Raw genomic sequence first — 21,622 nt, forward strand, 5'->3', positions numbered from 1 at the left:
CGGACCACAGCGATCTCTTTACCAACCCTTTGCCAAGAGAACCGTTACGGCCGAAAGAGAACAGGTTCCTTTTCGGCTGGCGCGCCTCAGGTGCCGCAGAAGGTGACGTAGCGCCCGAACCCCTCGGGCGCTGGCTCGGCGTACCTCTCGAGGCCGGGGCGGGCGACGTACGGCGAGCGGACGGCGTCCAGCAGCTGCTCGAGGGGGCCGAGGTCGCCCTCGCTCTCGGCGGCGTCCAGCGCCTCCTCGACGAGGTGGTTGCGCGGGATGTAGAGCGGGTTGACCGCGTCCATCGCGCGGGCGTCGGGGCCGAGGTTGAGCCACCGGTCGAGCCAGCAGTCCAAGCCCTGCAGGTCGAGGACGACGCCCCGCACGCCCTCGCGATCACCGCGCACCGCGTCGGCGAGCCGGCGCCAGAAGGAGGTGTGGTCGACGGGCGTGGCGGCCATGAGGTCGAGCAGCTGGTCGACGAGGAGGTCGGCGTCGCGGCGTCCGGGGAGGCCGAGCTTGGCGCGGTAGGCCTCGGCGCGGGCGGCGGCGAAGGCCGGGCGGAAGGTGCCGAGGGCGTCGGTGGCGAGCTCGATGGCGGCGTCCTGCTGCTCGTGGAGGAGCGGCAGCATGGCCTCGCCGAGGCGGGCCAGGTTCCACTCGGTGATGGGCGGCTGGTTGCGGTAGGCGTAGCGGCCCTCGCCGTCGATGGAGCTGAACACGGCGGTGGGGTCGAAGGCGTCGAGGAAGGCGCAGGGGCCGTAGTCGATGGCCTCGCCGGAGAGCAGCACGTTGTCGGTGTTGAGCACGCCGTGCACGAAGCCCAGCTGCATCCACTCGGCCACCAGGTTCGCCTGCGCGGCGATCACCGCACGGTAGAGCGCGAGGTAGGGCTCGGGGTCGTCCGCGGCCTCGGGGTGGTGCCGCTCGATGGCGAGGTCGGCGACGCGACGCAGCAGGTCGGGGTCGTCGAGGGCGCGCGCCAGCTGCACCGTGCCGACCCGCAAGTGGCTGCTCGCCACCCGCGCCAGCACGGCACCCGGCAGCGGCTCGTCGCGCTGGACGGCGCGGCCGGTGGCCACGACCGACAGCGCACGCGTGGTCGGCACGCCGAGCGCGTGCATCGACTCGCTGACGATCAGCTCGCGCAGCATCGGGCCGAGGGCGGCCAGGCCGTCGCCGTTGCGGGCGAACGGCGTGCGTCCGGAACCCTTGAGATGCAGGTCGCGCACCCGGCCGGCGTCGTCCACGAGCTCGCCGAGCAGCATCGCGCGGCCGTCGCCGAGCTGTCGGAAGCCACCGAACTGGTGGCCGGCGTAGGCCTGAGCCACCGGCGTCGCGCCCTCGGGCGCGTGGGTGCCGGTGAGCAGGCCGAGGCCCTCCGGGGTGCGCAGCAGGTCGGGGTCGAGACCCAGCTCGCGGGCCAGCGGCTCGTTGAGCGCGACCAGCTGCGGCTCGGGGGTCTCGGCGGCGACGGCGGGCGCGGCGAGCTCGGGGAGGGCGTCGGCGAAGCGGTGGTGCAGGGTGGCGACGCGTGCGGGGGCGGACGTCATGCTTCGACCCTACGGACCAGTGCCCCACCACCCCCCGGAACGCTGACGTACCCCGCCTGCGGACCCCGGCCGAGGGCGACCTGGTCGGAGGTGCCGAACAGCAGCTCGGCCCCCTCGCCGACCGGCACCGACCACGCGCCCTCCCCCACGTTCAGCAGGACGACGAGCCGCCCGCGGCGCAGCGCGAGCTGACCGGCGTCCTCGTCGACCTCGACGCGGGTGAGCCCGAAGGACGGGTCGGTGAGCTCCGGGTGCTCGCGGCGCAGCGCCGCCAGGCGGCGGTAGCCGGCCAGCACGCGGGCGTGGCGGCCCCGGTCGAGCTCGTCCCAGCGCAGCCGGGAGGCCTCGAAGGTGACGGGATCCTGCGGGTCGAGCACCTCGTCGGGGTCCCAGCCCATGCGCTCGAACTCCGCGAGGCGTCCCTCGGCGGTGGCCTTCGCCAGCTCGGGCTCGGGGTGGGAGGTGAAGAAGGCGAACGGCGTGCTGGCCGCCCACTCCTCGCCCTGGAAAAGCATCGGCGTGAAGGGCGAGGCGAGCGTGAGCAGCGCGCCGGCGAGCAGCCGGGAGTCGTCGAGGCGCTCGGCCGTGCGGTCGCCGCGGGCCCGGTTGCCGATCTGGTCGTGGTTCTGCGCGCACACCACCAGCCGCCACGTCGGCATGTGCTCGGTGTCGACCGGTCGGCCGTGGTCACGCTCGCGGAAGCTGGAGTAGGTGCCGTCGTGGAAGAACCCGCGCTCGAGCACCTTCGCCAGCGCTCCGAGCGGCGCGAAGTCGGCGTAGTAGCCGGAGGTCTCCCCCGTCACCGCCACGTGGACGGCGTGGTGGAAGTCGTCGCTCCACTGGGCATCCAGCCCCCAGCCGCCGCCCTCGCGCGGCGTGACGAGCCGGGTGTCGTTGAGGTCGCTCTCGGCGATGAGCGTGAGCGGACGCCCCTGGTGGGCCGAGAGCGCCGCCACCTCCACCGCCAGCTCCTCCAGCAGGTGGGTCGGCGAGTCGTCGACGAGCGCGTGCACGGCGTCCAGGCGCAGGCCGTCGACGCCGTACTCGCGCATCCACATCAGGGCGCTGTCGAGGATGTAGCGGCGCACCTCGGCGGAGCCGTCGCCGTCGAGGTTCACCAGGTCGCCCCAGGTGTTGCGCCCCTGCTTGAGGTAGGGGCCGAAGCGGGGCAGATAGTTGCCGGACGGGCCGAGGTGGTTGTAGACGACGTCCTGGATCACGCCGATGCCGGCCGCGTGGCAGGCCTCGACCAGGCGCCGGTAGGCCTCCGGGCCGCCGTACTCCTCGTGCACCGCCGACCAGAGCACGCCGTCGTAGCCCCAGTTGTAGCGGCCGTTGAAGTCGTTGACCGGCAGCAGCTCGACGAAGTCGACGCCGATGCTGCGCAGGTGGTTGAGCTTGGTGGCCACCGCGTCGAGCGTGCCCTCGGGGGTGAACGTGCCCACGTGCAGCTCATAGATCGTGGCGCCCGCGAGCTGGCGGCCCCGCCAGCCGGCGCCCTCGGGTCGCCATGCCCGAGGCTCCACCACCGCCGAGGGCTCGTGGACGCCGTCCGGCTGGCGCCGCGATCGCGGGTCGGGCAGCGGATGGTCGTCGTCGTCCAGGAGGTAGCCGTAGCGCGTGCCCTCGCCGGCCTGGGACGGGTCGAGGCCGTCGGGACGCCACCAGCCGCCCGCGCCGCGCTGCATCGCCAGCACGTCGCCGTCGAGCCACAGGCGCACGCGCTCGGCGTTCGGTGCCCACACACTGAGGTCAATCGCGCTGAGGTCGGTCATCGGTCCTCCCGGACGAGCAGGGCGACGGGCAGACGATCGAGCAGCGCGGCGAGGAGCACGCCGTCGTCCCCCGCCACGCTGCGGTCGGTGAGCAGGTCGTGCCAGCGGCCCGGCGGAAGCTCGAGCCGGGTGTCGCCCCAGCCGCCGCGCTGCTCGAGGCCGAACGGCAGGCGGGTCACCACGCTGATCGCTCCACCGCGGTCGAAGGCGAGCGCGTGCGCGGCGGCCTCACCGTGCGCGGCCAGCGGCGTGTAGCCGGTGAAGAGCTCCGGGTGACGACGCCGCAACCGCAGGGCCGTGCGGACGACGTGCAGCTTGGCGCGGCCGTCGTCCTCGAGCTCGCGGGGAGCGTGGAACGCGCTGGTGCGCGGGCCGTCGTGGTCGAGCAGGTGGCGGCGGTGCTCGTAGTCGACCTCGCGCCGGTTGTCGGGGTCGACGAGGCTCTGCTCCCACAGCTCGCTGCCCTGGTAGACGTCGGGCACTCCCGGCACCGTCAGGGCGAGCAGCTTCGCGGCGAGGGAGTTGCTCCAGCCCGGCACGGCCAGGCGTCGGGCCGCCGCGTCGACGACGCCGCGCACCCGCGGGTCGTCGTGGAGGGCGTCGACGAGGGCGTGCACGGCCGACTCGTAACCGGCGGCCGGGTCGGTCCAGCCGGTGTGCTCGGCGGCCTCGCGCATCGCCTTCTCGGCGTAGGCGTGCAGGCGGTCGCGCTCGATGGGCCACGCGCCCACGGCCGCCTGGAGCAGCAGGTTCACGAAACCGGCGTCGCCGGTGGGCAGTGCTGGCACGGCGGCGAGCACCTCGTCGACGTCCTCGGCCCAGCGACCGGGCTGCTCGGCGATGGCGGTGATGCGGGCGCGCACGTCCTCGCCGCGCTTGGTGTCGTGGGTGCTGAGCGTCGTCATCGCGTCGGGCCGGGTGCGCTGGCGCTCGGCCATCGCCTCGTGGAAGTCGGCGACGTCGAGGCTGAACTCGTCGGGGTCGGCGCCCACCTCGGTGAGCGAGGTGAGCCGGCTCCAGCGGTAGAAGGCGCGGTCCTCGACTCCCTTGGCCATCACCATGCCGCTCGTCTGCTGGAAGCGCAGGGCCGCCGGCTGCCCGGGGTCGGCGAGCACCGGGCCGACGAGATCGAGGACGTCGCCGAGGTCGCCGCGATCGGTGCGCACATTCGCGATCGCCGCGTCGAGGCGCTCGCGCCCCTCGGGCAGGTAGGAGCGGTAGACGTCGAAGGCGGCGAGCAGTTCGACGAGGGCGTCGACGACGCGGGGGTCCTCGGGCACCTGCGCCCCCTCGACGAGCGGGGTGAGCTCGCGGGCGATGCGGCGCACCTCCGCGTGCAGGATGGTGGTGCCGACGTGGCGCTTGCTGGCCCGCACCAGCTCGGGCCAGTCGACGCGCTCGCCGCGCAGGCGGGCGTCGAGGTCGTCGAGGGGCTTCGCACCGGCTGGGTCGACGAGCACCCGGTCGACGGCGGCGAGCACCTCGTAGCCGGTGGTGCCGGCGGTGGCCCAGCCCGCGGGCAGCGCCTCGCCGGGCTCGAGGATCTTCTCGACCAGCACGTAGGCACCGCCGGTCAGCTCGGCGAGGTCGTCGAGGTAGCCCGCCGGGTCGCGCAGCCCGTCGGGGTGGTCGACACGCAGCCCGTCGACGAGCCCGTCGCGGAACCAGCTGCCGATCTCGGCGTGCGCGGCCTCGAAGACCTCAGCGTCCTCGACGCGCACGCCCGCGAGCGTGGTGACGGCGAAGAAGCGGCGGTAGTTCTGCTCCTCGTCCGCGGTGCGCCAGCCGACGAGGCGGTAGTGCTGGCGCTCGTGCACCGCCTGCGGGTCGTCGCCCGGAGCGGCCGTGCCGGGGGCCACCGGGAAGCGGTGGTCGTGGTAGCCGAGCAGCAGCGGGGCGTCGTCCTCGCCCTCGCCCCGGACCAGGGAGAGGTGGCCGATGGCGGTGCCGCCCTCGGGCGAGACGAGCAGGTCGTCGTCGCCCACGATCGGCAACCGCACCCGCCCCTGCCCCGCCTCCCAGTCGACGTCGAAGAACGCCGCGAAGCGGGAGTCGCGCCCGTGGGTGAGGAGGTCCCACCACCAGGGGTTCGTGGACGGCACCTCGACCCCCACGTGGTTGGGCACCACGTCGACCAGCAGCCCCATCCCCCGCTCGTGGACGACGCCCGCCAACCGCTCGAGCGCCGCGCGCCCGCCGCGGGCCGGGTCGACGCGCGTGGGGTCGACGACGTCGTAGCCGTGGTCGCTGCCGGGGTGGGCGGTGAGGAGCGGCGAGAGGTAGACCCAGCCGACGCCGAGGTCGTCGAGGTAGGGCACCAGCTCGCGCACGGCGTCGAGGTCGAAGGCCTCGCGCACCTGCACGCGGTAGGTGCTGGCGGGCACGCGGCCCCAGGCGGGCTCGGTGCTCACTCCTGCTCGCTCTCGGCGAGCGCCGCCACCGAGGCCGCGGGGCTCACGTCGGGCTCGGGCTCGGGCTCGCGCCACTGCCGCAGCACCACGACGCTGCGGTAGGGCAGCGTGAAGGACTCGCCCGCTCCGAGGCGCACCTCGCGCTCGCACTCGCCGCTGGTGTCGGAGACCACCTGCCACCCGGGGGCGAACTCGTCGTCCGGGAGGGTGGCGCCACGCTCGTCGTCGCCGTTGAACCAGATGAGGAAGTGGTCGTCGCGGATGGGACGGCCCTGGCGGTCGCGCCCGGCGATGCCGTCGCCGTTGAGGTACATGCCGAGCACGCGCTGGCCCTCCCAGTCGCCGTCCTCCATGGGGCGGCCGTCGGGGTGCAGCCAGACGATGTCGTTGAGGCGCTCCCCCTCCCCCACCCTCACGGTCGAGCCGGTGAAGAAACGCTGGCGGCGCAGCGACGGGTGCTGGCGGCGCAGCGTGGTGAGCTCGGCGACGAAGTCGCACAGCGGGCGGTCGGCCCGCTCCCAGTCGATCCAGCTGATCGGGGCGTCCTGGGCGTAGGTGTTGTTGTTGCCCTCCTGGGTGCGGCCGATCTCGTCGCCGTGCAGGATCATCGGCACGCCCTGGCTGAGCAGCAGGGTGGCGAGCAGGTTGCGCTGGTCGCGCGCGCGGGCGGCGTTGACGCCCTCGTCGTCGGTGGGGCCCTCGACGCCGTGGTTCCACGAGCGGTTGTCGTCGGCCCCGTCGCGGCCGTCCTCGCCGTTGGCCTCGTTGTGCTTGTGCTCGTAGGAGACGAGGTCGCGCAGCGTGAAGCCGTCGTGGGCGGTGACGAAGTTGATGCTGGCGACCGGGCGTCGTCCGGTGTGCTCGTAGAGGTCGGCCGAGCCGGCGAGGCGGGTGGCGAGCTCGCCGAGGTTGTGCCCGCCGGCCCAGAACTCGCGCACGGTGTCGCGGTAGGCGCCGTTCCACTCGGTCCACTGCGGCGGGAACCCGCCGACCTGGTAGCCGCCGGGGCCGACGTCCCAGGGCTCGGCGATGAGCTTGACCTGGCTGACCACCGGGTCCTGCTGCACGAGCTCGAAGAAGGTGGCGAGGCGGTCGACGTCGTAGAACTCGCGAGCCAGGGTGGAGGCGAGGTCGAAGCGGAACCCGTCGACGTGCATCTCGGTGACCCAGTAGCGCAGGGAGTCCATGATCAGCTGCAGGGCGTGCGGGCTGCCCGCGTTGAGGCTGTTGCCCGTGCCGGTGTAGTCCATGTAGTACTGCCGGTCGTCGTCGACGAGGCGGTAGTAGGCGGGGTTGTCGATGCCGCGCATGCTCAGCGTCGGGCCGAGGTGGTTGCCCTCGGCGGTGTGGTTGTAGACGACGTCGAGGATGACCTCGATGCCGGCGGCGTGCAGCTCCTTGACCATCGCCTTGAACTCCTGCACCTGCGCGCCCGGCACGGTGCTCGCGGCGTAGCCGGCGTGCGGGGCGAGGAAGGCGAGGGTGTTGTAGCCCCAGTAGTTGCGCAGGCCGCGCTGCAGCAGCACGTCGTCGTGCACGAACTGGTGCACCGGCATCAGCTCGAGCGCGGTGACGCCGAGGTCGCGCAGGTGCCCGACCACCGAGGGGTGGGCGAGGCCGGCGTAGGTGCCGCGCAGGTGCTCGGGCACGTCGGGGTGGGTGGCGGTGAGGCCCTTGACGTGGCCCTCGTAGATCACCGTCTCGGCGTAGGGGGTGCGCGGCAGGCGGTCGCCCTCCCAGTCGAAGTAGGGGTGGGTGACGACGCCGAGGGTCATGTGCTGCAGCGAGTCGTCGTCGTTGCGGCTCTCCGGGCCCTCGTCGAAGTCGTAGGAGAAGAGGGGCTGACCCCACTCGATGTCGCCGGCGGTCGCCTTGGCGTAGGGGTCGAGCAGCAGCTTGTTCGGGTTGCAGCGCAGACCCTCGGCCGGGTCCCACGGACCGTGCACGCGATAGCCGTAGCGCTGGCCGGGCTGGATGCCGGGCAGGTAGGCGTGCCAGACGAAGCCATCGACCTCGGTGAGCTCGACACGGGTCTCGCGCCGTCCGCCGTCGCCGTCCTCGATCAGGCAGAGCTCGACGCGCTCGGCGACCTCGCTGAACAGTGCGAAGTTGGTGCCGCTCCCGTCGAAGGTCGCCCCCAACGGATAGGCCGATCCCGGCCATGACTCCACCACGTCCTGCTCCTCCCTCGTGCGAACGGGCTGGCAGCCCGGCCGTCGCTGCCCGGGGTACCCCTCCGGCAGCCTTGCACTCACGCCCCCGCGCGCGGCGATGGCCCGCGCAGGCGAATCGTGATGTGGTCGTAACGCGGAGGCGGCGCCGGGCGATCGTCTGTGGTCGCCGCGGTGGGGGCACGCACCAACGATTCTTGTCGTTCTTCGGGGCGCGAAGCGACAAATTCTGTTGGTGCGCGGGAGAGGCGGCGACCACCGCAGCCCGCAGGGGCGTGCGCGTCACGGGGAGTTACCACGGCGGTGCGGACCCGCGAATCCGGGCGCGGCCAGGCCCGTACCTGTCACTCGACAGGTATTGGTCCCGCGCGCTCGCCGAGGCCTGCCTGCGCCTGTGCGGCGTCACGATTGGCACGCCGCGCGACTCCGGCGCATGATGGGCTGAGTCTGCGGCAGCCCGGCCGCGGCAGGGCGCGGAGGAGGTGGTGGCGGTGAGATCCGGCGACAGTAGTCCTCACCCCAGCAGTCCGAGCCGCGCGCCCCGCGCGCTGCTCTCCTGAGCGCCGCCTCCCCTCTCCTGCGCGAGAGCCGTCGAGACGCGGCGCTCCTCCACCGCCGCGCTTGCAGGAGGATCAGATGGGCATCGTCGACAACGCCGTGTACGTGGGTGGTCTCCGGGTGGCTGAGCCGCCCTCGCTGGAGGTCACCTACGAGTTGCTGCGCGAGAAGCGCGGCATGGGATGGATCGGGCTCTACCGCCCCACCGACGCCGAGATCGCCTCGGTGGCCGAGGAGTTCGGGTTCCACGAGCTCGCGGTGGAGGACACCGTGCACGCCCACCAGCGCCCGAAGCTCGAGCGCTACGGCGACGTCCTCTTCACCGTGCTGCGCCCCGCCCGCTACCTCGACGCCGAGGAGCGCGTGGAGTTCGGCGAGCTGCACGTCTTCACCACCGCCGACGTGGTCGTCACCGTGCGCCACGCCGAGTCGCCCGACGTCGGCCGCGTGCGGCGACGCCTCGAGCGCACGCCGTCGCTGCTGACCCTCGGCCCCGAGGCCGTGCTCTACGCGATGCTCGACGAGGTCGTCGACGAGTACCTGCCGGTGTGCGACGGCCTCGAGAACGACATCGACGAGATCGAGTTCCAGGTCTTCGAGGGCGACGAGAACGTGTCGCGCCGCATCTACGAGCTCACCCGCGAGGTCATCGAGTTCCAGCGCGCGACCCGCCCCCTGCGCTCGATGCTCGCCTCGCTGCGCGCCGGCTTCGAGAAGTACCGCGTGGACGACGAGCTGCAGCGCTACCTGCGCGACGTCGAGGACCACCTGATCAAGGTCGTCGAGCGCGTCGACGGTTTCCGCGTGCTGCTCCAGAACATCCTCACCGTGAATGCCACGCTCGTGGGCCAGCGGCAGAACACCGAGATGCAGCTGATGACCCAGGCCAGCCTCGAGCAGAACCAGGAGGTCAAGCTGATCTCCTCGTGGGCCGCCATCCTGTTCGCACCCACGCTGGTGGGCACGATCTACGGGATGAACTTCTCCTCCATGCCCGAGCTCGACTGGCGTTTCGGCTACCCGTTCGCGCTCGGCCTCATGGCGGCGGTGTGCGGCACGCTCTACGTGGTGTTCAAGCGGCGCGGCTGGCTCTAGGGCTCCGCCGCCGGCGCGCGAGGCCCCCAGCCGAATCGTCGTCCTCGCGCGAAAAGGCAGCGATGTGGCTGGGGGCCCGGGCGATCAGGGACCGGCGGCCTCGGTGGTGGCTTCGGCGTCCACGGCGGCGAAGGTCTGCTGGGCGATGCGGAAGGCGGTGTTGGCGTCGGGCACCCCGAGGTAGACGGCGCTCTGCAGGATCAGCTCGGCGATCTCCTCGCGGGTGAGGCCGTTGCGCAGGGCCGCGCGCAGATGCATCGCCAGCTCCTCGTGGTGCCCGCGTGCGATGAGGGCGGTGAGGGTGATGAGCGAGCGGCTGCGACGGTCGAGCCCGGGCCTGGTCCAGATCGCGCCCCACGCGTTCTCGGTGATGTAGCGCTGGAAGTCGCGGGTGAGGTCGGTGACGGCCTCGTTGGCACGGTCGACGTGCGCGTCGCCCAGCACCTCGCGGCGCACGGCCATCCCCGCCTCGTAGCGCTCGTCGCTCATCGCAGGGCCCTCTCACCCGCGTCCGTCGCGCTGGCCACGTGGTCGCGGATCAGTCGCGCCACCTGCTCGGGCGCCTCGGCGGGCGCCAGGTGCGCCACGTCGTCGAGGACGACGAGCCGCCCGGCCTGCACGCCCTCGGCGATCTCGCGCAGCGAGTCGGGCGGGGTCGCCACGTCGTGGGCGCCGGCCACCGCGAGCACGGGGGCGGCGATCTCGGCGAGCCGCTCGCGCACGTCGAAGTGCTCGAGCGCGTGGCAGACGGCGGCGTACCCGGCGTCGTCCGCATCGCTCAGGGCGTGCAGCAGGGCGGAGGCGGCGTCAGGCTGCCGCTCGACGAAGCCCGGCACGAACCAGCGGGCGGCGCTGGCGGCCACGAGCGACGGCGTGCCCGAGGCGCGCACCTGGGCGGCGCGCTCCTGCCAGGAGGCAGCCGTTCCGATGCGCGCGCCCGTGCACAGCAGGGTGGCGCTGAGCACCCGTTCGGGGGCGTCGAGCAGCAGCTGCAGGCCCACAGCGCCACCCACCGAGTCGCCCGCGTAGTGGAAGCGGTCGACGCCGCGCTCGTCGAGGTCGTCGAGCACGCGCCGGGCGAGGTCGGCCATCGTCAGCTCCGCCGGCACCGGACGACGCTCGCCGCCGTGGCCGGGAAGGTCCCACGCCATCGGCTCGAGCTGCGGCGCACCGGCGGGCGCGTCGAGCAGTCGGGTCGCCACCCCCGACCACAGGGTCGGGCCGGTGGTGCCGAGCGAGGGGCCGAGGACGATCACGGTCACGGGGTGCTCCTGGGAGGGGTGCGGGGGTCGGGGCGGGCGGCGGCGCGGGCCAGCGCGGCGTCGATCTGCGGCCGGGCCGTGCCGAGGTAGTCGGGCGAGGGATCGCGATCGGCCAGGCCGGCCATGGCCCGCTGCTCGGCGAGGGCACCGTGGGCGGCGGCGAGGTGCGCGGCGGCCCGCGCGGGGTGCACCTGCAGACCGGTGAGCAGCTCGGCGGCATGCTCGGCGGCCACGAGCGTGCGGCGCGCGAGGAGCGCGAGGGTCTCCCACTCGGCGTGCCAGCCGCCGGCGGTGCGCTCCTCGAGCGAATCGCCCGCGGCCGCGTGCAGAGTGGCTGCGAGGGGCGGTGCGGCGATGGCGGTGCGACGCAGCAGCACCGCACGCACCGGGTTGGCCTTGCCCGGCATCGTCGACGACCCGCCGCCCTCGCCCTCGGCGAGCTCGCCGATCTCCGCGCGCGAGGAGACCAGGACGTCGTCGGCCACGTGGCCCCAGGCGTCGCAGGCAGCCACGAGCGCGTCGCCGATCCGCGTGACCGCCCGGCGACGCGTGTGCCAGGGGGCGGCCTCCTCGAGGCCCAGCGCCGCGGCCACCTGCGCGCGCACCGCCTCCGCGCGCTCGACGCCGCCGGCGATCTCCACGAGCGCCGCCGACGTGCCTGCCGCGCCGCCAAGCTGCGCGGGCCAGGCCAGGGCGGCGAGGTCGTCGTCGGCGTCGAGGACGTCGCCCAGCCACCCGGCGAAGCGCAGCCCGAGCGTCGTCGGCACCGCCGGCTGGGTGAGGGTGCGGGCGAGCGCGGGAGCGTCGCGATGGGTTGCGACGAGCCCGGTGAGGGCCGAGACCTGGCGCCCGATCGCGCACCGCACCTGCGTCACGGCGTCCCGAGCCCCGAGCAGCAGCGCCGAGTCGACGACGTCCTGGCTGGTGAGGCCGCGGTGCAGCCAGCGTGCGGCGTCGTGGTGCCCGGTGCGGTCGAGTCGCTCGCGCAACAGCGCCACCAGCGGGATCACCGGGTTGCCGCCCACCTCGGCCGCGCGACCGAGCGCCGGGACGTCCTCGGGGCTCAGCAGCGCGGTGAGCGTCGCGTCGTCCACGAGGGCGGTGGGGGGTGCGATCGCGACGTCGACCAGCGCGGCCGACCACGCGGCCTCGATGCGCACCATGGCGCGCACGAGCCCGTCGTCGTCGAGGACGCCGGCCGCCCGGTGCGCACCGGGCCAGAGGAGTCCGCTCACCCGCGGCTGCCCGCGTCGTGCTCGAGGAACACGGTCTCGCCCTCTCCCTGCAGCCGGATGTCGAAGCGGTAACCGTGCTCGTCGCCGCTCGCGATCAGCGTGGCACGCCGCTCCGGCGACAGCGAGGCCAGGAGTCGATCGGCGGTCAGCGTGTCGTCGGCGGCGGGGAGGTAGGCGCGGGTGAACAGGCGGTGCAGCAGGCCGCGGGCGAACACGCACACCGAGAAGAACGCCGCCTCGCCGCTCGGCGCGCCGGGAGCGAGGGTGGAGAAGGTGTAGCGCCCGGTGCGGTCGGTGGAGCTGCGGCCCCAGCCGGTGAAGGTGTAGCCGTCGCGCCGCAGCGACCCCTCCACCACGGGGACGACGCCGTCCGGGCCCGCCTGCCGGATCTCGACGAGGGCGTCCGGGACCGGAGCGCCGTCGCCGTCGAGGACGAGGCCGTGCAGACGGACGGCGCCCGGGCTGCCGGGCGGCACGAGGTCGCGGTCGCCCGGGTAGGGCAGGGCGTAGTGGAAGAACGGTCCGACGGTCTGGCCGGGGGTCGAGACGGTGGTGCTCATGCGGGGTCCTCCTCGACGGGCGTGCGGTGGGCGCCGGTGAGCACGATGTCCCACCGGTACCCCGTGGCCCACTCGGCCTGCGTGAGGTCGTGGTCGTAGGCGGCCACGAGCCGCTCGCGCGCGGCCGGGTCGACGATCGACTGGTAGATCGGGTCGAGCCCGAAGAGCGGGTCGCCGGGGAAGTACATCTGGGTGACGAGCCGCTGGGTGAAGTCGGTGCCGAAGAGGGAGAAGTGGATGTGCGCCGGACGCCACGCGTTGTGGTGGTTGCGCCACGGGTAGGGGCCCGGCTTGATCGTGGTGAAGCGGTAGCGGCCCTCCGCGTCGGTGAGGCACCGACCCATGCCGACGAAGTGCGGGTCGAGCGGCGCCGGATGCTGGTCGCGCTGGTGGATGTAGCGCCCACCGGCGTTGGCCTGCCAGATCTCCACGAGCTGGTGGCGCACCGGGCGACCGTCGCCGTCGAGGACGCGGCCGGTCACGACCATGCGCTCGCCGATCGGCTCCCCGCCGCGCTGGATCGTCAGGTCGGCCTCGAGCGGGTCGACGTCGCGCACCCCGAACGCCGGCGCCCACAGCTCGGCGCCCTCCGGGTCGGCCTGCACCGGGTCCTTGGTCGGATGGCGCAGCAGCGAGCTGCGGTACGGCGGGTAGTCGAGGCGGGTGCGGGTCTCGGGCGTCGCGCCGGCCGCCTGCGAGGCCTCGTAGTCGTCCGCGATCGCGGCGATCTCCTTGTCGATGTCGGCCTGGCTCGTGGCGTCGGCGCTCATCGCGGCCACCCGGTGTAGCCCTCGGCGAGGTAGGTCGAGCCCGCCCGCGAGGAGACGATGCTGGCGAGCTCGCCGACCTGGCGGCGCTCGTCGAACTCCGAGGCCTCGGCGCCGCGGTGCAGCATCGTGGTCATCCAGTAGGAGAAGTGCTGGGCCTTCCACACCCGCGCCAGGGCGCGGTCGGTGTAGGCGGCGAGCGCGTCGTCGTCGTCCTTGAGGAGGGCGAGCTCGATGTGCTCGGCGAGCACGCGGACGTCGGCCAGCGCCAGGTTGAGGCCCTTGGCGCCGGTGGGCGGCACGGTGTGCGCGGCGTCGCCGGCGAGCAGCAGGCGGCCGTGGTGCATCGGGGTCTGCACGAAGCTGCGGAACGGCAGCACCGTGCGCTCGATGACCGGTCCCTCCTTCAGCGTGAACCCGTCGGAGCCGGCGAGCCTGGTCTGCAGCTCGTGCCAGATGCGGTCGTCGCTGTAGGTGGAGGCGTCCTCGCCCGGGTCGCACTGGAAGTACATGCGCTGCACCGACTCGGTGCGCTGGCTGATCAGCGCGAACCCCTCGGCCGAGCGGGCGTAGATGAGCTCGGGCGCGCTCGGCGGCGCTTCGACGAGCACGCCGAACCAGGCGAAGGGGTACTCGCGGAAGAACTGCTGGCGATCGGGCACCAGCGCACGGCACATCGACCGTGACCCGTCGGCGCCGACGACCAGGTCGGCCTCCACCCGCCGCGCCACACCCTCGGCGTCGGTGAAGGTCACCGCCGGCAGCCCGAGACGGCCCTCCACGTCGTGGACGGCGACGTCGGTGACGCCGTAGCGCAGGTCGCCGCCGTCGCCGGTGCGGGTGGCGTGGAGGTCGATGAAGACCTCGGTCTGCGGGTAGAGCCAGCAGGACGCGCCGACGAGGTCGGCGAAGTCGATGCGGTGGCTCCCGCCCGCGAAGCGCAGGTCGATGCCCTGGTGCTCGTGCCCGTCGACGAGCACGCGGCTCGAGGCGCCGGAGTCGACCAGCAGCCGCACGCTGTCGCGCTCGAGGATGCCCGCGCGGTGGGTGGTCGCGATCGTGGCGACGTCGCGGGTGTCGATGACGACGGTGTCGATGTCGGACAGGTGGAGCAGGTGCGAGAGCAGCAGCCCCGCGGGGCCGCCGCCCACGATCGCGACGCGGGTGCGCTCGGATCGGACGAGAGGGTCGGTCATGGCGTGAACGCTAGGGAGACGCCGATCACAGCGCGAGGCTAGGATGCCACTGAGTGGAAGTGCGTCGTCAGGGCGGGAGGCGGGGCAATGGCGGGACGGTCGGCTCCCGGTGCCGCGCTGGTGCCGCGCGCCTTCGACCTGCTGGGCGCCTTCGACGAGCAGCACCGCAGCCTCGCCCTGGCCGAGCTGGCCGAGCGCACCGGGCTCGCGTCGTCCACGACGCTGCGGATCGCGCGCCAGCTCGTGGACGTCGGAGCGCTGGAGCGGCGCGGTGACGGCCGCTACGTGGTCGGGCGTCGCATCTGGGACCTCGGACTGCTCGCGCCCGTCGAGCAGGACCTGCGCGAGATCGCCTCGCCCTACCTGCACGACCTGCACGCCGCGACGCGCGCGACCGTGCACCTCGCGGTGCGCGAGGACACCCGGGTGCTCTACCTCGATCGTCTCGCCGGGCGCGCCTCGGTGCCCGTGGTCAGCCGGGTCGGCACCCACCTGCCGCTGCACGCCACGGGCGTCGGCAAGGTATTGCTGGCGCACGCGCCGGAGTCCGTCGTCCTCGAGGTGCTCGGCGACCTGCCGCGACTGACCGCCCACACGGTGACCCAGCCCGGGGTGCTCGCGGCGCAACTCGAACGGGTGCGCCGCGAGGGACACGCCACCACGGCCGAGGAGATGACCCTCGGCGCCTGCTCGGCCGCGGTGCCGATCCGCGCCGGCGGCGACGGGGCGGTCGTGGCCGCACTCGGCGTCGTCGTGCCCTCGCTACGCCGCGATCGGGCCCGGCTCGTCGCCGCCCTCGAGGTGGCGGCTCAGGGCATCGGACGACGCCTGCGTCGCTGAACCCCTCCCTGAACCCGTCACTGCGCGGACGGCGCGGGGGCTGGCGCGGACGGCGCGGGTGGGGTGAGATCGTCGCCGTGACTTCGGCACCTCCCCCGCCCTCCGCTCCCCCACTGGCCCTGCTGCGCCTGCACCTGCAGGGCAACACCTTCACCCACCTGATCCCGCCGCGGGTGGTGATCAACGGAGCCGCGCAGACGGTGCACTTCGGCGTCAACGAGATCCAGATCTACGCCGGCCCCACCTACCTGCACTGCGAGGTGCAGTGGCTGCGCACCTACGGCCAGGCCGATCTCGCCTTCACCGCGGCGCCCGGCACCGCCACCGACGTCTGGTACGTCGCGCCCTATCACCAGTTCACGACCGGCTCGATCGGCTACGAGAAGCAGCGCGCCCGCGGCACCGGCTTCATCGTCGGATTGGTCGTGATCATGGTGCTGCTCGTCGCGGTGATCATCCTCGCCGGTTGATCGCACGAGTGCCGTCTTCGGGCGTGATGGAGGCGCGCCAGGCCGTCTCGAGGCACGGGTGAGGTGAAGAGGAACCGCCGGACGGGCGGCGCTATTCGCGCAGGGGGTAGGTGCCGGTGGGGGTGACGAGGAAGCGGTGGCCGAGGGGGCTGGTCCACCGGTAGATCCCGGGCGCGAGCGCGGTGTAGCGCCAGCGGCTGTGGGTCTTCGCGCGGTGGTGTTGTCGGCAGAGTGGGGTGAGGTTGCAGGGGCAGGTGACGCCGCCGCGGTCGTAGGGCTGGCGGTGGTCGAGGTCGCAGGACGTGGCGGCGATGGCGCAGCCGGGGAACCGACAGGTGTGGTCACGCCACGTGGTGTGACGGCGCAGGCGGTCGGGGATCTCGTAGGGCGTCGACGTGATCGCAACCGGCGAGGTCGACCACCGGTCGCACCGTGACGTGGCTGGCCTGCTGGAGCCACTCGCGGATCTGGGCCGTGGCGACGGGGCGGTTGTGGCAGCGCCCCACCGGATTGTCACCGGTCAGCGATTCGGGGGTGACGTGGACGACGACCTCCGCCTTCCTGCCCACGGAGGCGGTGACGAGTTCGCCGGTGGTCTCGTCGACCTGGCTGAGGTCGAGCTCCAGATCGTTGCGCGCCATGTCGCCCAGCGACCTGGCCATGCGCACTTGCTGTGTCGACTCGTCCCCGAACCGTGCACGCGTCGCCGCACGGCGTCGGGTGGCGGCTTCGAGGTCGGCTGCGTCGCCGGCGTCGAGGGTGGCGTCGAGGTAGGAGATGCCGTCGGGGGTGGGGTCGGAGAACCGCACACCCAGTTACTCGCGCTGCTGTTGGCGCTGGGCCTCAGCGAGGTCGGCGTCGAAACGCTTGATGGCCTCATCGATCAGCCGGTCCAGCTGGGCCCACGACACTCTGTGGGCGGCGAACAGCTGACGGTCCACGAACGCCGCCGCCTGCGCGTTCAGCTGCACGGTGGCTTCAGCGATCTTCGCCGCCCGCCACGGAGCAAGCCGCCCAGCGACCACGGCGGCGTAGACGTGCGGGAGCCGCCACGCACATTCCAGGATGCGGGCGACGTAGCGTCGTCCACCATTGGGCGTGCGACCGAGCACCGCGACCAGTTCCATGAGCGCGAACTCCGCCACCAGCGGCGCACGGTCACCGGCGAGCCGCACGCCGGTGTCGAGCGCGGCGACGACGTCCCCGACCGGCTTCTCCGCGCTGCCGTCATCGTCGTACAGGTTGCGTTCGGCCCAGGCCACGATGCCCTGCCAGGTGCGGATCTCAGAGGCCTGACGAGCCTGCTCCTCACCCATCAAAACATCGAGCAGGGTCGAGGACGGCACGCCGTCGAACGGTGCGTGCGGACCGTCGTCCACGCCACCTTCACCGCCGGCAAAGCCATCCCCGAGAGTCATACCGAGATGGTGGCACGAACGTCCGACACAACCCGACGGTGCAGCAGAACCCTGTGGACAAGCAGGTTCCTAGAGAGGTCGCCGGGTCTCGAGACGGCGCTGGCTCGCCTCCCTGACCAACCGTCGTGATGTGATCGAGGGGTGACGGACTCCCCCGCGCTGCTGCGCCTCCACGTCCAGGGCAGCAGGCTGACCAGGCTGGTGGCGCCCACCGTGCACGTGGACGACGCCGAGCACCCGGTCGGCTTCGGGGCCAACCACATCGCGGTCGCGCCCGGCGTCGCGCGCCTGCGCTGCGAGAGCGCGTGGGCGGGCACCGCCACGCGCGTCGACCTCGAGGTGACCGCACGCGCCGGCGAGACCGTCGACGTCTGGTACTCGCTGCCCTCGCCCCGCGCGCCCCAGGGGCTGCTCGCCCTCGAACCCGTGCGCTCGCGCAGCTTCGCGACGGTCGTCGCGATCGTGGCGGTGGTGGTGCTGCTGGTGGTGCTCGCCGGAGTGCTGCCGGTGCTCATCGGCGGCGCCTGAGATCAGCGCCGGTGCAGCGACTGGAAGGTCACGTACTGCGCCAGGCCCTCGACGCCGTACTCGACGCCGAGCCCCGAGTCGTGACGCCCGCCGAAGGGCGCGTCGTGGTTGGAGGCGAAGAAGTTGATGCCGACCGAGCCGGTGTCGATGCGGCGGGCCACGGCCTCGGCCGCCTCCGCGTCGCGGCCGAAGACGATGCCGCCCAGGCCGAACGAGGTGTCGTTGGCGATCGTGATCGCCTCCTCCACCGATCCGTCAGCGTCGTCGTAGGCGATGAGGGTGAGCACCGGCCCGAACACCTCGTCGCGGGCGAGGCTGTGGTGGGGCTCGGCGAGCGCCACCGTGGGCGCCACGAAGCATCCCGGTCCGGGCAGGGCGCGGCCGCCGGTCGTGAAGCGCACGCCCTCGTCGGCCGCCCGCTCCAGGTGCTGGACGACGGCGTCGCGCTGTGCCGCGCTCGCCACCGGCCCGAACACGGTCGCCGGGTCCAGCGGGTCGCCGACCGCGGCCGCGGCCACGACCTCAGCGACGGCGGCGACGATCTCGTCGTGCCGTGAGCGAGGAACGAGGAGTCGCGTGGCGATGTAGCAGGTCTGGCCGCTGTTGCGCAGACACGAGCGCACCAGCCCGGCCGTGAGCGCGGCCAGGTCGGCGTCCGGCATCACGATCGCGGCGGACTTGCCGCCGAGCTCGAGGGTGACCGGCCGCAGCAGCTCGCCGCAGACCGCGCCGATGCGTCGTCCGACGGGGGTGGAGCCGGTGAAGGCGACCTTGGCCACGAGCGGGTGGCGCACCAGAGCGTCGCCGCAGGCGGCTCCCCCGGTGACGAGGTTGAGCACACCAGCAGGGACGCCGGCCTCCACGAGCGCCTCGAGCACGAACCGGATCGAGAGGCTGGTCGACGGGGCGGGCTTCATGACCACGCTGTTGCCGGCCAGCAGCGCCGGCGCGAGCTTGATGACCATCAGGTTGATCGGAAAGTTCCAGGGCGCGATGAGCGCGCACACCCCGAGCGGGTCGCGGTGCACGACGGTCTCGCCCGGTCCGTGCGGGAAGGGGCGCACGTCGTCCTGGGTGAGCCAACCCGAGAGCGAGGCGGTGTGGCGCAGGATGGCGGCGGCGTTGGCGGCGGCGCCGGAGGTCTCGGTGATCGTCGAACCGTTCTCGCGGGTGACGGTGTGCGCCAGCGCGTCTGCCCGAGCCTCGAGCAGCGCGGCGGCACGCACGAGGACGGCGGCCCGCTCGGACACCGGGACGTCGCGCCAGCGGCGGTCCGCGAAGGCGCGATGCGCGGCCCCCACAGCGAGGTCGACCACCTCGGCCCCGACGTCGGGGACCGAGCCCCACACCTCGTCGGTCGCCGGATCCACCAGCTCGACGCCGGCGCCCGTCCCTTGGACGGCGAGCCACGCGCCGTCCACGAAGACGTCGTCGACGTGGGTCCACGGCAGCGCGAGCGTGCGCGGCGACGCCGGCAGCACGCTCAACGGATCACCGCCGTCTTGAGCAGCGCGTTCGAGCGCTCCAGCGCGGCGGTGGCCATGGCGATGCCGGCCTCGGTGAGCAGCTCGGGCACGATCTCGGCGGCGAGCCGGTCGCAGTAGGTGGCGGGGTCCATGCGGAACCAGCCGGAGGCGAGCGCGATGCCGGCGTGGTCGAAGCGCCACAGCCGGTCGGCGTCGCGCACGAGGGCGTCCTCCAACGTGTGGGCCTCCTTGCGGGTGTCGTGCCCGTCGATGATGGCGCACACCTCGTCGACGAAGCCGTCGTCGTAGCCGAGGGAGGGCAGCACCTCGCGGGCGATCGCGCAGCCCTGCACCTCGTGCTCGAAGCGGATCGCGGCCTTGCGCCAGTCGCCGCTGAAGCCCTCGGAGATGATGCGACTCTCGTCGACGCGTGCCCACCCGATGTCGTGCAGCAGGATCGCGACCCGCACGAGCAGGTCGTCGGCCTCGGGGTGGGCGTCGCACAGCCGCTCGGCGTAGGCGAGCGAGATCGGCAGGTGGATGTCGTTGCTGCGGGTGCGCGTCTCGGGGACCACCGACTTCCAGATCGGGTCGAGGTCGATGCCGCGCGCCGGGGTCAGCTGGATCGGCGAGGTGTCGACGGCGGCCGACGCCGGCACGGGGGTCGCGGGGAGCGGGGAGGGCATGGGTCTCTCCAGACTCGTTCGGGTCAGGCGCTCACGGGCAGCCGGGTGAGCTGCTTGAGGCTGCGGGTGGCATCGGCGGCGGCGTCGGGATCGATCCGTCCGCCCTGGGCGAGGGCCGCCTTGACGGCCATGAAATCGAGCGGGTGGTCGATGCAGTCAGCCGCCACGAGACGGCCGTCGCGGTAGTAGAGCGCCGACCATCGCGTCCCCTCCCCCTCGCGGACGACGACCCGGTCGTAGCCGCGGGAGAGGCCGGCGATCTGCAGCTTGAGGCTGCCCTGGTTGCTCCAGAACCACGGGATGCCGGCGTACTCGCCGTCGCGTCCGGTGATGGCGTAGGCGGCGACCTTGGCCTGCTCGACGGCGTTGTTGACGCTCTCGAGGCGCACCCGGTCGCCCGGCTGCGAACCCGGCACCGGGTTGGGCAGGTTCGCGCAGTCGCCGACCGCCACGGTGACGCCGTCGGAGCACACGGCCCGCTCGTCGACGACGATGCCGTCGTCCACCGCCAGGCCCAGCTGCTCGGCGAGCTCGGTGTTGGGCAGCACCCCCACGCCGACGAGGACGAGGTCGGCGCGCACCACGCGCCCCGCCCGGGAGGCGGAGCCGGCCAGCTCGACGCCGACCACCCGATCGCCCTCGCCGACGATGCGGGCGGCAGTGGCGTTCAGCAGCACCTCGACGCCGTGGCGCAGGTGGTGCTGCAGCAGCTTCTCCGAGGTCGGGGTGCCGACCGCGCGACCCACCAGGTGGGGGCCGGCCTCGAGCACGGTCACCCGCTTCCCGAGCGTGGCCAGCGACGCCGCGGCCTCCAGACCGATGAAGCCGCCGCCGATCACCACCACGTCCTCGACGAGGGGCACGCGGGCCTTGAGCTCGAGGGCGTCGTCGGCCTGGCGCAGCGCGAGGACGCCGGGCAGGTCGGCGCCCGGGATGCCCAGACGTCGTGCGCGGGCGCCGACGGTGAGGGCGAGACGGTCGAAGGTGAACACCTCGCCCGAGCGGGCGAAGGCGATGCCGGATCCGTCGGGACGCTTGTCGATGCGCACGATGCGCTCACCCTGGACGACGCGGATGCGGTGCTCGGCCCAGTACTCGGCCGTGCGGAAGATCAGCGACTCCTTGCCGACCTTGTCCTGGAGGAACTCCTTCGACAGCGCGGGGCGCTGGTAGGGGCGGTGGTCCTCGTCGCCGAGCAGGGTGATGGCGCCGTCGTGGCCGAGTGCGCGCAGCGAGGTGGCCAGCGCGACCCCCGCCTGGGAAGCGCCGATGATGAGCAGCCCGGGTCCGCCGGGGGAAGTCTCGGTACCCATGGCTCAGACCTGCGTCTCGGGCGTGGTGACGCGCAGGTCGACCTCGCCCACGCGGATCTGGCAGGACAGCCGGCTCGTGGCGCTGCGCTCGGTGGCGGCGCCGTAGAGCATCTCGTCCTCCATGTCGTCCATGGGGTCGAGCAGGTCGGCTTGGGCGGGGTCCACGATCACGTGGCAGGTGGCGCACGACAGCGATCCGCCGCACTCGGCCACGATGCCGGGGACGCCGTGGCGCACGGCGGTCTCCATCACCGTGTCGCCCGGGTTCGCGGCGACGACGCGGCTCTCGCCGAGGTGGTCGGTGAAGGTGATGCTGGTCATCGCAGAGGT

20 protein-coding genes are annotated in these 21,622 nt (G+C 73.2%); 4 read left to right on the forward strand and 16 right to left on the reverse strand.

Annotated features, from left to right (window positions below; translation table 11 throughout):
- Window positions 1–86: 86 nt before the first annotated feature.
- The 4 genes from ACERUN_RS03110 to glgX are packed head-to-tail and all read right to left on the reverse strand — an operon-like array spanning window position 87 to window position 7,898.
- Window positions 87–1,541, reverse strand: a complete 1,455-nt coding sequence (locus ACERUN_RS03110; RefSeq protein ID WP_370288231.1) for a YdiU family protein — start codon at window positions 1,539–1,541, stop codon at window positions 87–89.
- On the reverse strand, window positions 1,538–3,316 hold the full coding sequence (treZ, locus tag ACERUN_RS03115; RefSeq protein WP_370288232.1) for a malto-oligosyltrehalose trehalohydrolase: 1,779 nt from the start codon (window positions 3,314–3,316) through the stop codon (window positions 1,538–1,540). Before treZ ends, ACERUN_RS03110 begins: the two co-directional genes overlap by 4 nt.
- Window positions 3,313–5,727, reverse strand: a complete 2,415-nt coding sequence (treY, locus tag ACERUN_RS03120; RefSeq protein WP_370288233.1) for a malto-oligosyltrehalose synthase — start codon at window positions 5,725–5,727, stop codon at window positions 3,313–3,315. Before treY ends, treZ begins: the two co-directional genes overlap by 4 nt.
- Window positions 5,724–7,898, reverse strand: coding sequence for a glycogen debranching protein GlgX (glgX, locus tag ACERUN_RS03125; protein ID WP_370288294.1), 2,175 nt, complete (start codon window positions 7,896–7,898; stop codon window positions 5,724–5,726). The genes treY and glgX overlap by 4 nt, the downstream gene beginning before the upstream one ends.
- A gap of 636 nt (window positions 7,899–8,534) precedes the next feature.
- On the opposite strand from glgX, the gene ACERUN_RS03130 reads away from it, so the two are divergent.
- A complete protein-coding gene (locus ACERUN_RS03130; RefSeq protein WP_370288235.1) occupies window positions 8,535–9,551 on the forward strand; it encodes a magnesium and cobalt transport protein CorA in 1,017 nt (338 codons plus the stop codon).
- An 84-nt stretch (window positions 9,552–9,635) separates the two neighbouring features.
- Here the strand turns inward: ACERUN_RS03130 and pcaC are convergent, their stop codons facing one another.
- From pcaC to ACERUN_RS03160, 6 genes are read right to left on the reverse strand one after another with little or no spacing between them, the layout of a single operon-like run.
- Complete coding sequence (pcaC, locus tag ACERUN_RS03135) at window positions 9,636–10,040, reverse strand: 4-carboxymuconolactone decarboxylase (RefSeq protein ID WP_370288237.1); 405 nt, start codon at window positions 10,038–10,040, stop codon at window positions 9,636–9,638.
- Window positions 10,037–10,813: an alpha/beta fold hydrolase gene (locus ACERUN_RS03140; RefSeq protein WP_370288238.1), complete on the reverse strand. Its 777-nt coding sequence runs from the start codon at window positions 10,811–10,813 to the stop codon at window positions 10,037–10,039. The genes pcaC and ACERUN_RS03140 overlap by 4 nt, the downstream gene beginning before the upstream one ends.
- Window positions 10,810–12,048, reverse strand: coding sequence for a lyase family protein (locus ACERUN_RS03145; RefSeq protein WP_370288239.1), 1,239 nt, complete (start codon window positions 12,046–12,048; stop codon window positions 10,810–10,812). Before ACERUN_RS03145 ends, ACERUN_RS03140 begins: the two co-directional genes overlap by 4 nt.
- Complete coding sequence (pcaG, locus tag ACERUN_RS03150) at window positions 12,045–12,608, reverse strand: protocatechuate 3,4-dioxygenase subunit alpha (RefSeq protein WP_370288240.1); 564 nt, start codon at window positions 12,606–12,608, stop codon at window positions 12,045–12,047. Before pcaG ends, ACERUN_RS03145 begins: the two co-directional genes overlap by 4 nt.
- On the reverse strand, window positions 12,605–13,378 hold the full coding sequence (gene pcaH, locus ACERUN_RS03155; protein ID WP_370288241.1) for a protocatechuate 3,4-dioxygenase subunit beta: 774 nt from the start codon (window positions 13,376–13,378) through the stop codon (window positions 12,605–12,607). Before pcaH ends, pcaG begins: the two co-directional genes overlap by 4 nt.
- Window positions 13,375–14,571 (reverse strand): 4-hydroxybenzoate 3-monooxygenase, encoded by a 1,197-nt coding sequence (locus ACERUN_RS03160; RefSeq protein ID WP_370288243.1) that lies wholly within the window; start codon window positions 14,569–14,571, stop codon window positions 13,375–13,377. The genes pcaH and ACERUN_RS03160 overlap by 4 nt, the downstream gene beginning before the upstream one ends.
- An 87-nt stretch (window positions 14,572–14,658) precedes the next feature.
- Between ACERUN_RS03160 and ACERUN_RS03165 the strand changes: the two genes are divergently transcribed.
- On the forward strand, window positions 14,659–15,411 hold the full coding sequence (locus tag ACERUN_RS03165; RefSeq protein WP_370288244.1) for an IclR family transcriptional regulator: 753 nt from the start codon (window positions 14,659–14,661) through the stop codon (window positions 15,409–15,411).
- Window positions 15,412–15,488: 77 nt separating this feature from the next.
- Window positions 15,489–15,881: a hypothetical protein gene (locus tag ACERUN_RS03170; protein ID WP_370288245.1), complete on the forward strand. Its 393-nt coding sequence runs from the start codon at window positions 15,489–15,491 to the stop codon at window positions 15,879–15,881.
- 341 nt (window positions 15,882–16,222) lie between these two features.
- Here the strand turns inward: ACERUN_RS03170 and ACERUN_RS03175 are convergent, their stop codons facing one another.
- A complete protein-coding gene (locus tag ACERUN_RS03175) occupies window positions 16,223–16,690 on the reverse strand; it encodes a hypothetical protein (protein WP_370288246.1) in 468 nt (155 codons plus the stop codon).
- 6 nt (window positions 16,691–16,696) lie between these two features.
- Window positions 16,697–17,299, reverse strand: a complete 603-nt coding sequence (locus ACERUN_RS03180) for a hypothetical protein (RefSeq protein ID WP_370288247.1) — start codon at window positions 17,297–17,299, stop codon at window positions 16,697–16,699.
- 141 nt (window positions 17,300–17,440) lie between these two features.
- On the opposite strand from ACERUN_RS03180, the gene ACERUN_RS03185 reads away from it, so the two are divergent.
- The gene (locus tag ACERUN_RS03185; protein WP_370288248.1) at window positions 17,441–17,827 is read left to right on the forward strand and encodes a hypothetical protein; all 387 of its coding nucleotides are present in this window, start codon (window positions 17,441–17,443) and stop codon (window positions 17,825–17,827) included.
- Between the two features lie 2 nt (window positions 17,828–17,829).
- Here the strand turns inward: ACERUN_RS03185 and ACERUN_RS03190 are convergent, their stop codons facing one another.
- From ACERUN_RS03190 to ACERUN_RS03205, 4 genes are read right to left on the reverse strand one after another with little or no spacing between them, the layout of a single operon-like run.
- On the reverse strand, window positions 17,830–19,308 hold the full coding sequence (locus ACERUN_RS03190) for an aldehyde dehydrogenase family protein (protein ID WP_370288295.1): 1,479 nt from the start codon (window positions 19,306–19,308) through the stop codon (window positions 17,830–17,832).
- A gap of 2 nt (window positions 19,309–19,310) precedes the next feature.
- Entirely contained in the window at window positions 19,311–19,979 is a 669-nt protein-coding gene (locus ACERUN_RS03195) for an HD domain-containing protein (RefSeq protein WP_370288249.1), read from the reverse strand.
- 23 nt (window positions 19,980–20,002) lie between these two features.
- Window positions 20,003–21,292, reverse strand: a complete 1,290-nt coding sequence (locus ACERUN_RS03200) for an NAD(P)/FAD-dependent oxidoreductase (RefSeq protein WP_370288250.1) — start codon at window positions 21,290–21,292, stop codon at window positions 20,003–20,005.
- A gap of 3 nt (window positions 21,293–21,295) precedes the next feature.
- A complete protein-coding gene (locus tag ACERUN_RS03205; RefSeq protein ID WP_370288251.1) occupies window positions 21,296–21,613 on the reverse strand; it encodes a 2Fe-2S iron-sulfur cluster-binding protein in 318 nt (105 codons plus the stop codon).
- Window positions 21,614–21,622 lie beyond the last annotated feature (9 nt).

The sequence above is a fragment of the Nocardioides sp. genome, assembly GCF_964229035.1.
Classification (GTDB): Bacteria; Actinomycetota; Actinomycetes; order Propionibacteriales; family Nocardioidaceae; genus Nocardioides.

Coding starts and splice junctions, on each gene's coding strand:
- ACERUN_RS03110 (WP_370288231.1), bottom strand. CDS start 1,541: ATGACGTCCGCCCCCGCACGCGTCGCCACCCTGCACCACCGCTTCGCC.
- treZ (WP_370288232.1), bottom strand. CDS start 3,316: ATGACCGACCTCAGCGCGATTGACCTCAGTGTGTGGGCACCGAACGCC.
- ACERUN_RS03130 (WP_370288235.1), top strand. CDS start 8,535: ATGGGCATCGTCGACAACGCCGTGTACGTGGGTGGTCTCCGGGTGGCT.
- pcaC (WP_370288237.1), bottom strand. CDS start 10,040: ATGAGCGACGAGCGCTACGAGGCGGGGATGGCCGTGCGCCGCGAGGTG.
- pcaG (WP_370288240.1), bottom strand. CDS start 12,608: ATGAGCACCACCGTCTCGACCCCCGGCCAGACCGTCGGACCGTTCTTC.
- pcaH (WP_370288241.1), bottom strand. CDS start 13,378: ATGAGCGCCGACGCCACGAGCCAGGCCGACATCGACAAGGAGATCGCC.
- ACERUN_RS03160 (WP_370288243.1), bottom strand. CDS start 14,571: ATGACCGACCCTCTCGTCCGATCCGAGCGCACCCGCGTCGCGATCGTG.
- ACERUN_RS03165 (WP_370288244.1), top strand. CDS start 14,659: ATGGCGGGACGGTCGGCTCCCGGTGCCGCGCTGGTGCCGCGCGCCTTC.
- ACERUN_RS03180 (WP_370288247.1), bottom strand. CDS start 17,299: ATGACTCTCGGGGATGGCTTTGCCGGCGGTGAAGGTGGCGTGGACGAC.
- ACERUN_RS03195 (WP_370288249.1), bottom strand. CDS start 19,979: ATGCCCTCCCCGCTCCCCGCGACCCCCGTGCCGGCGTCGGCCGCCGTC.
- ACERUN_RS03200 (WP_370288250.1), bottom strand. CDS start 21,292: ATGGGTACCGAGACTTCCCCCGGCGGACCCGGGCTGCTCATCATCGGC.
- ACERUN_RS03205 (WP_370288251.1), bottom strand. CDS start 21,613: ATGACCAGCATCACCTTCACCGACCACCTCGGCGAGAGCCGCGTCGTC.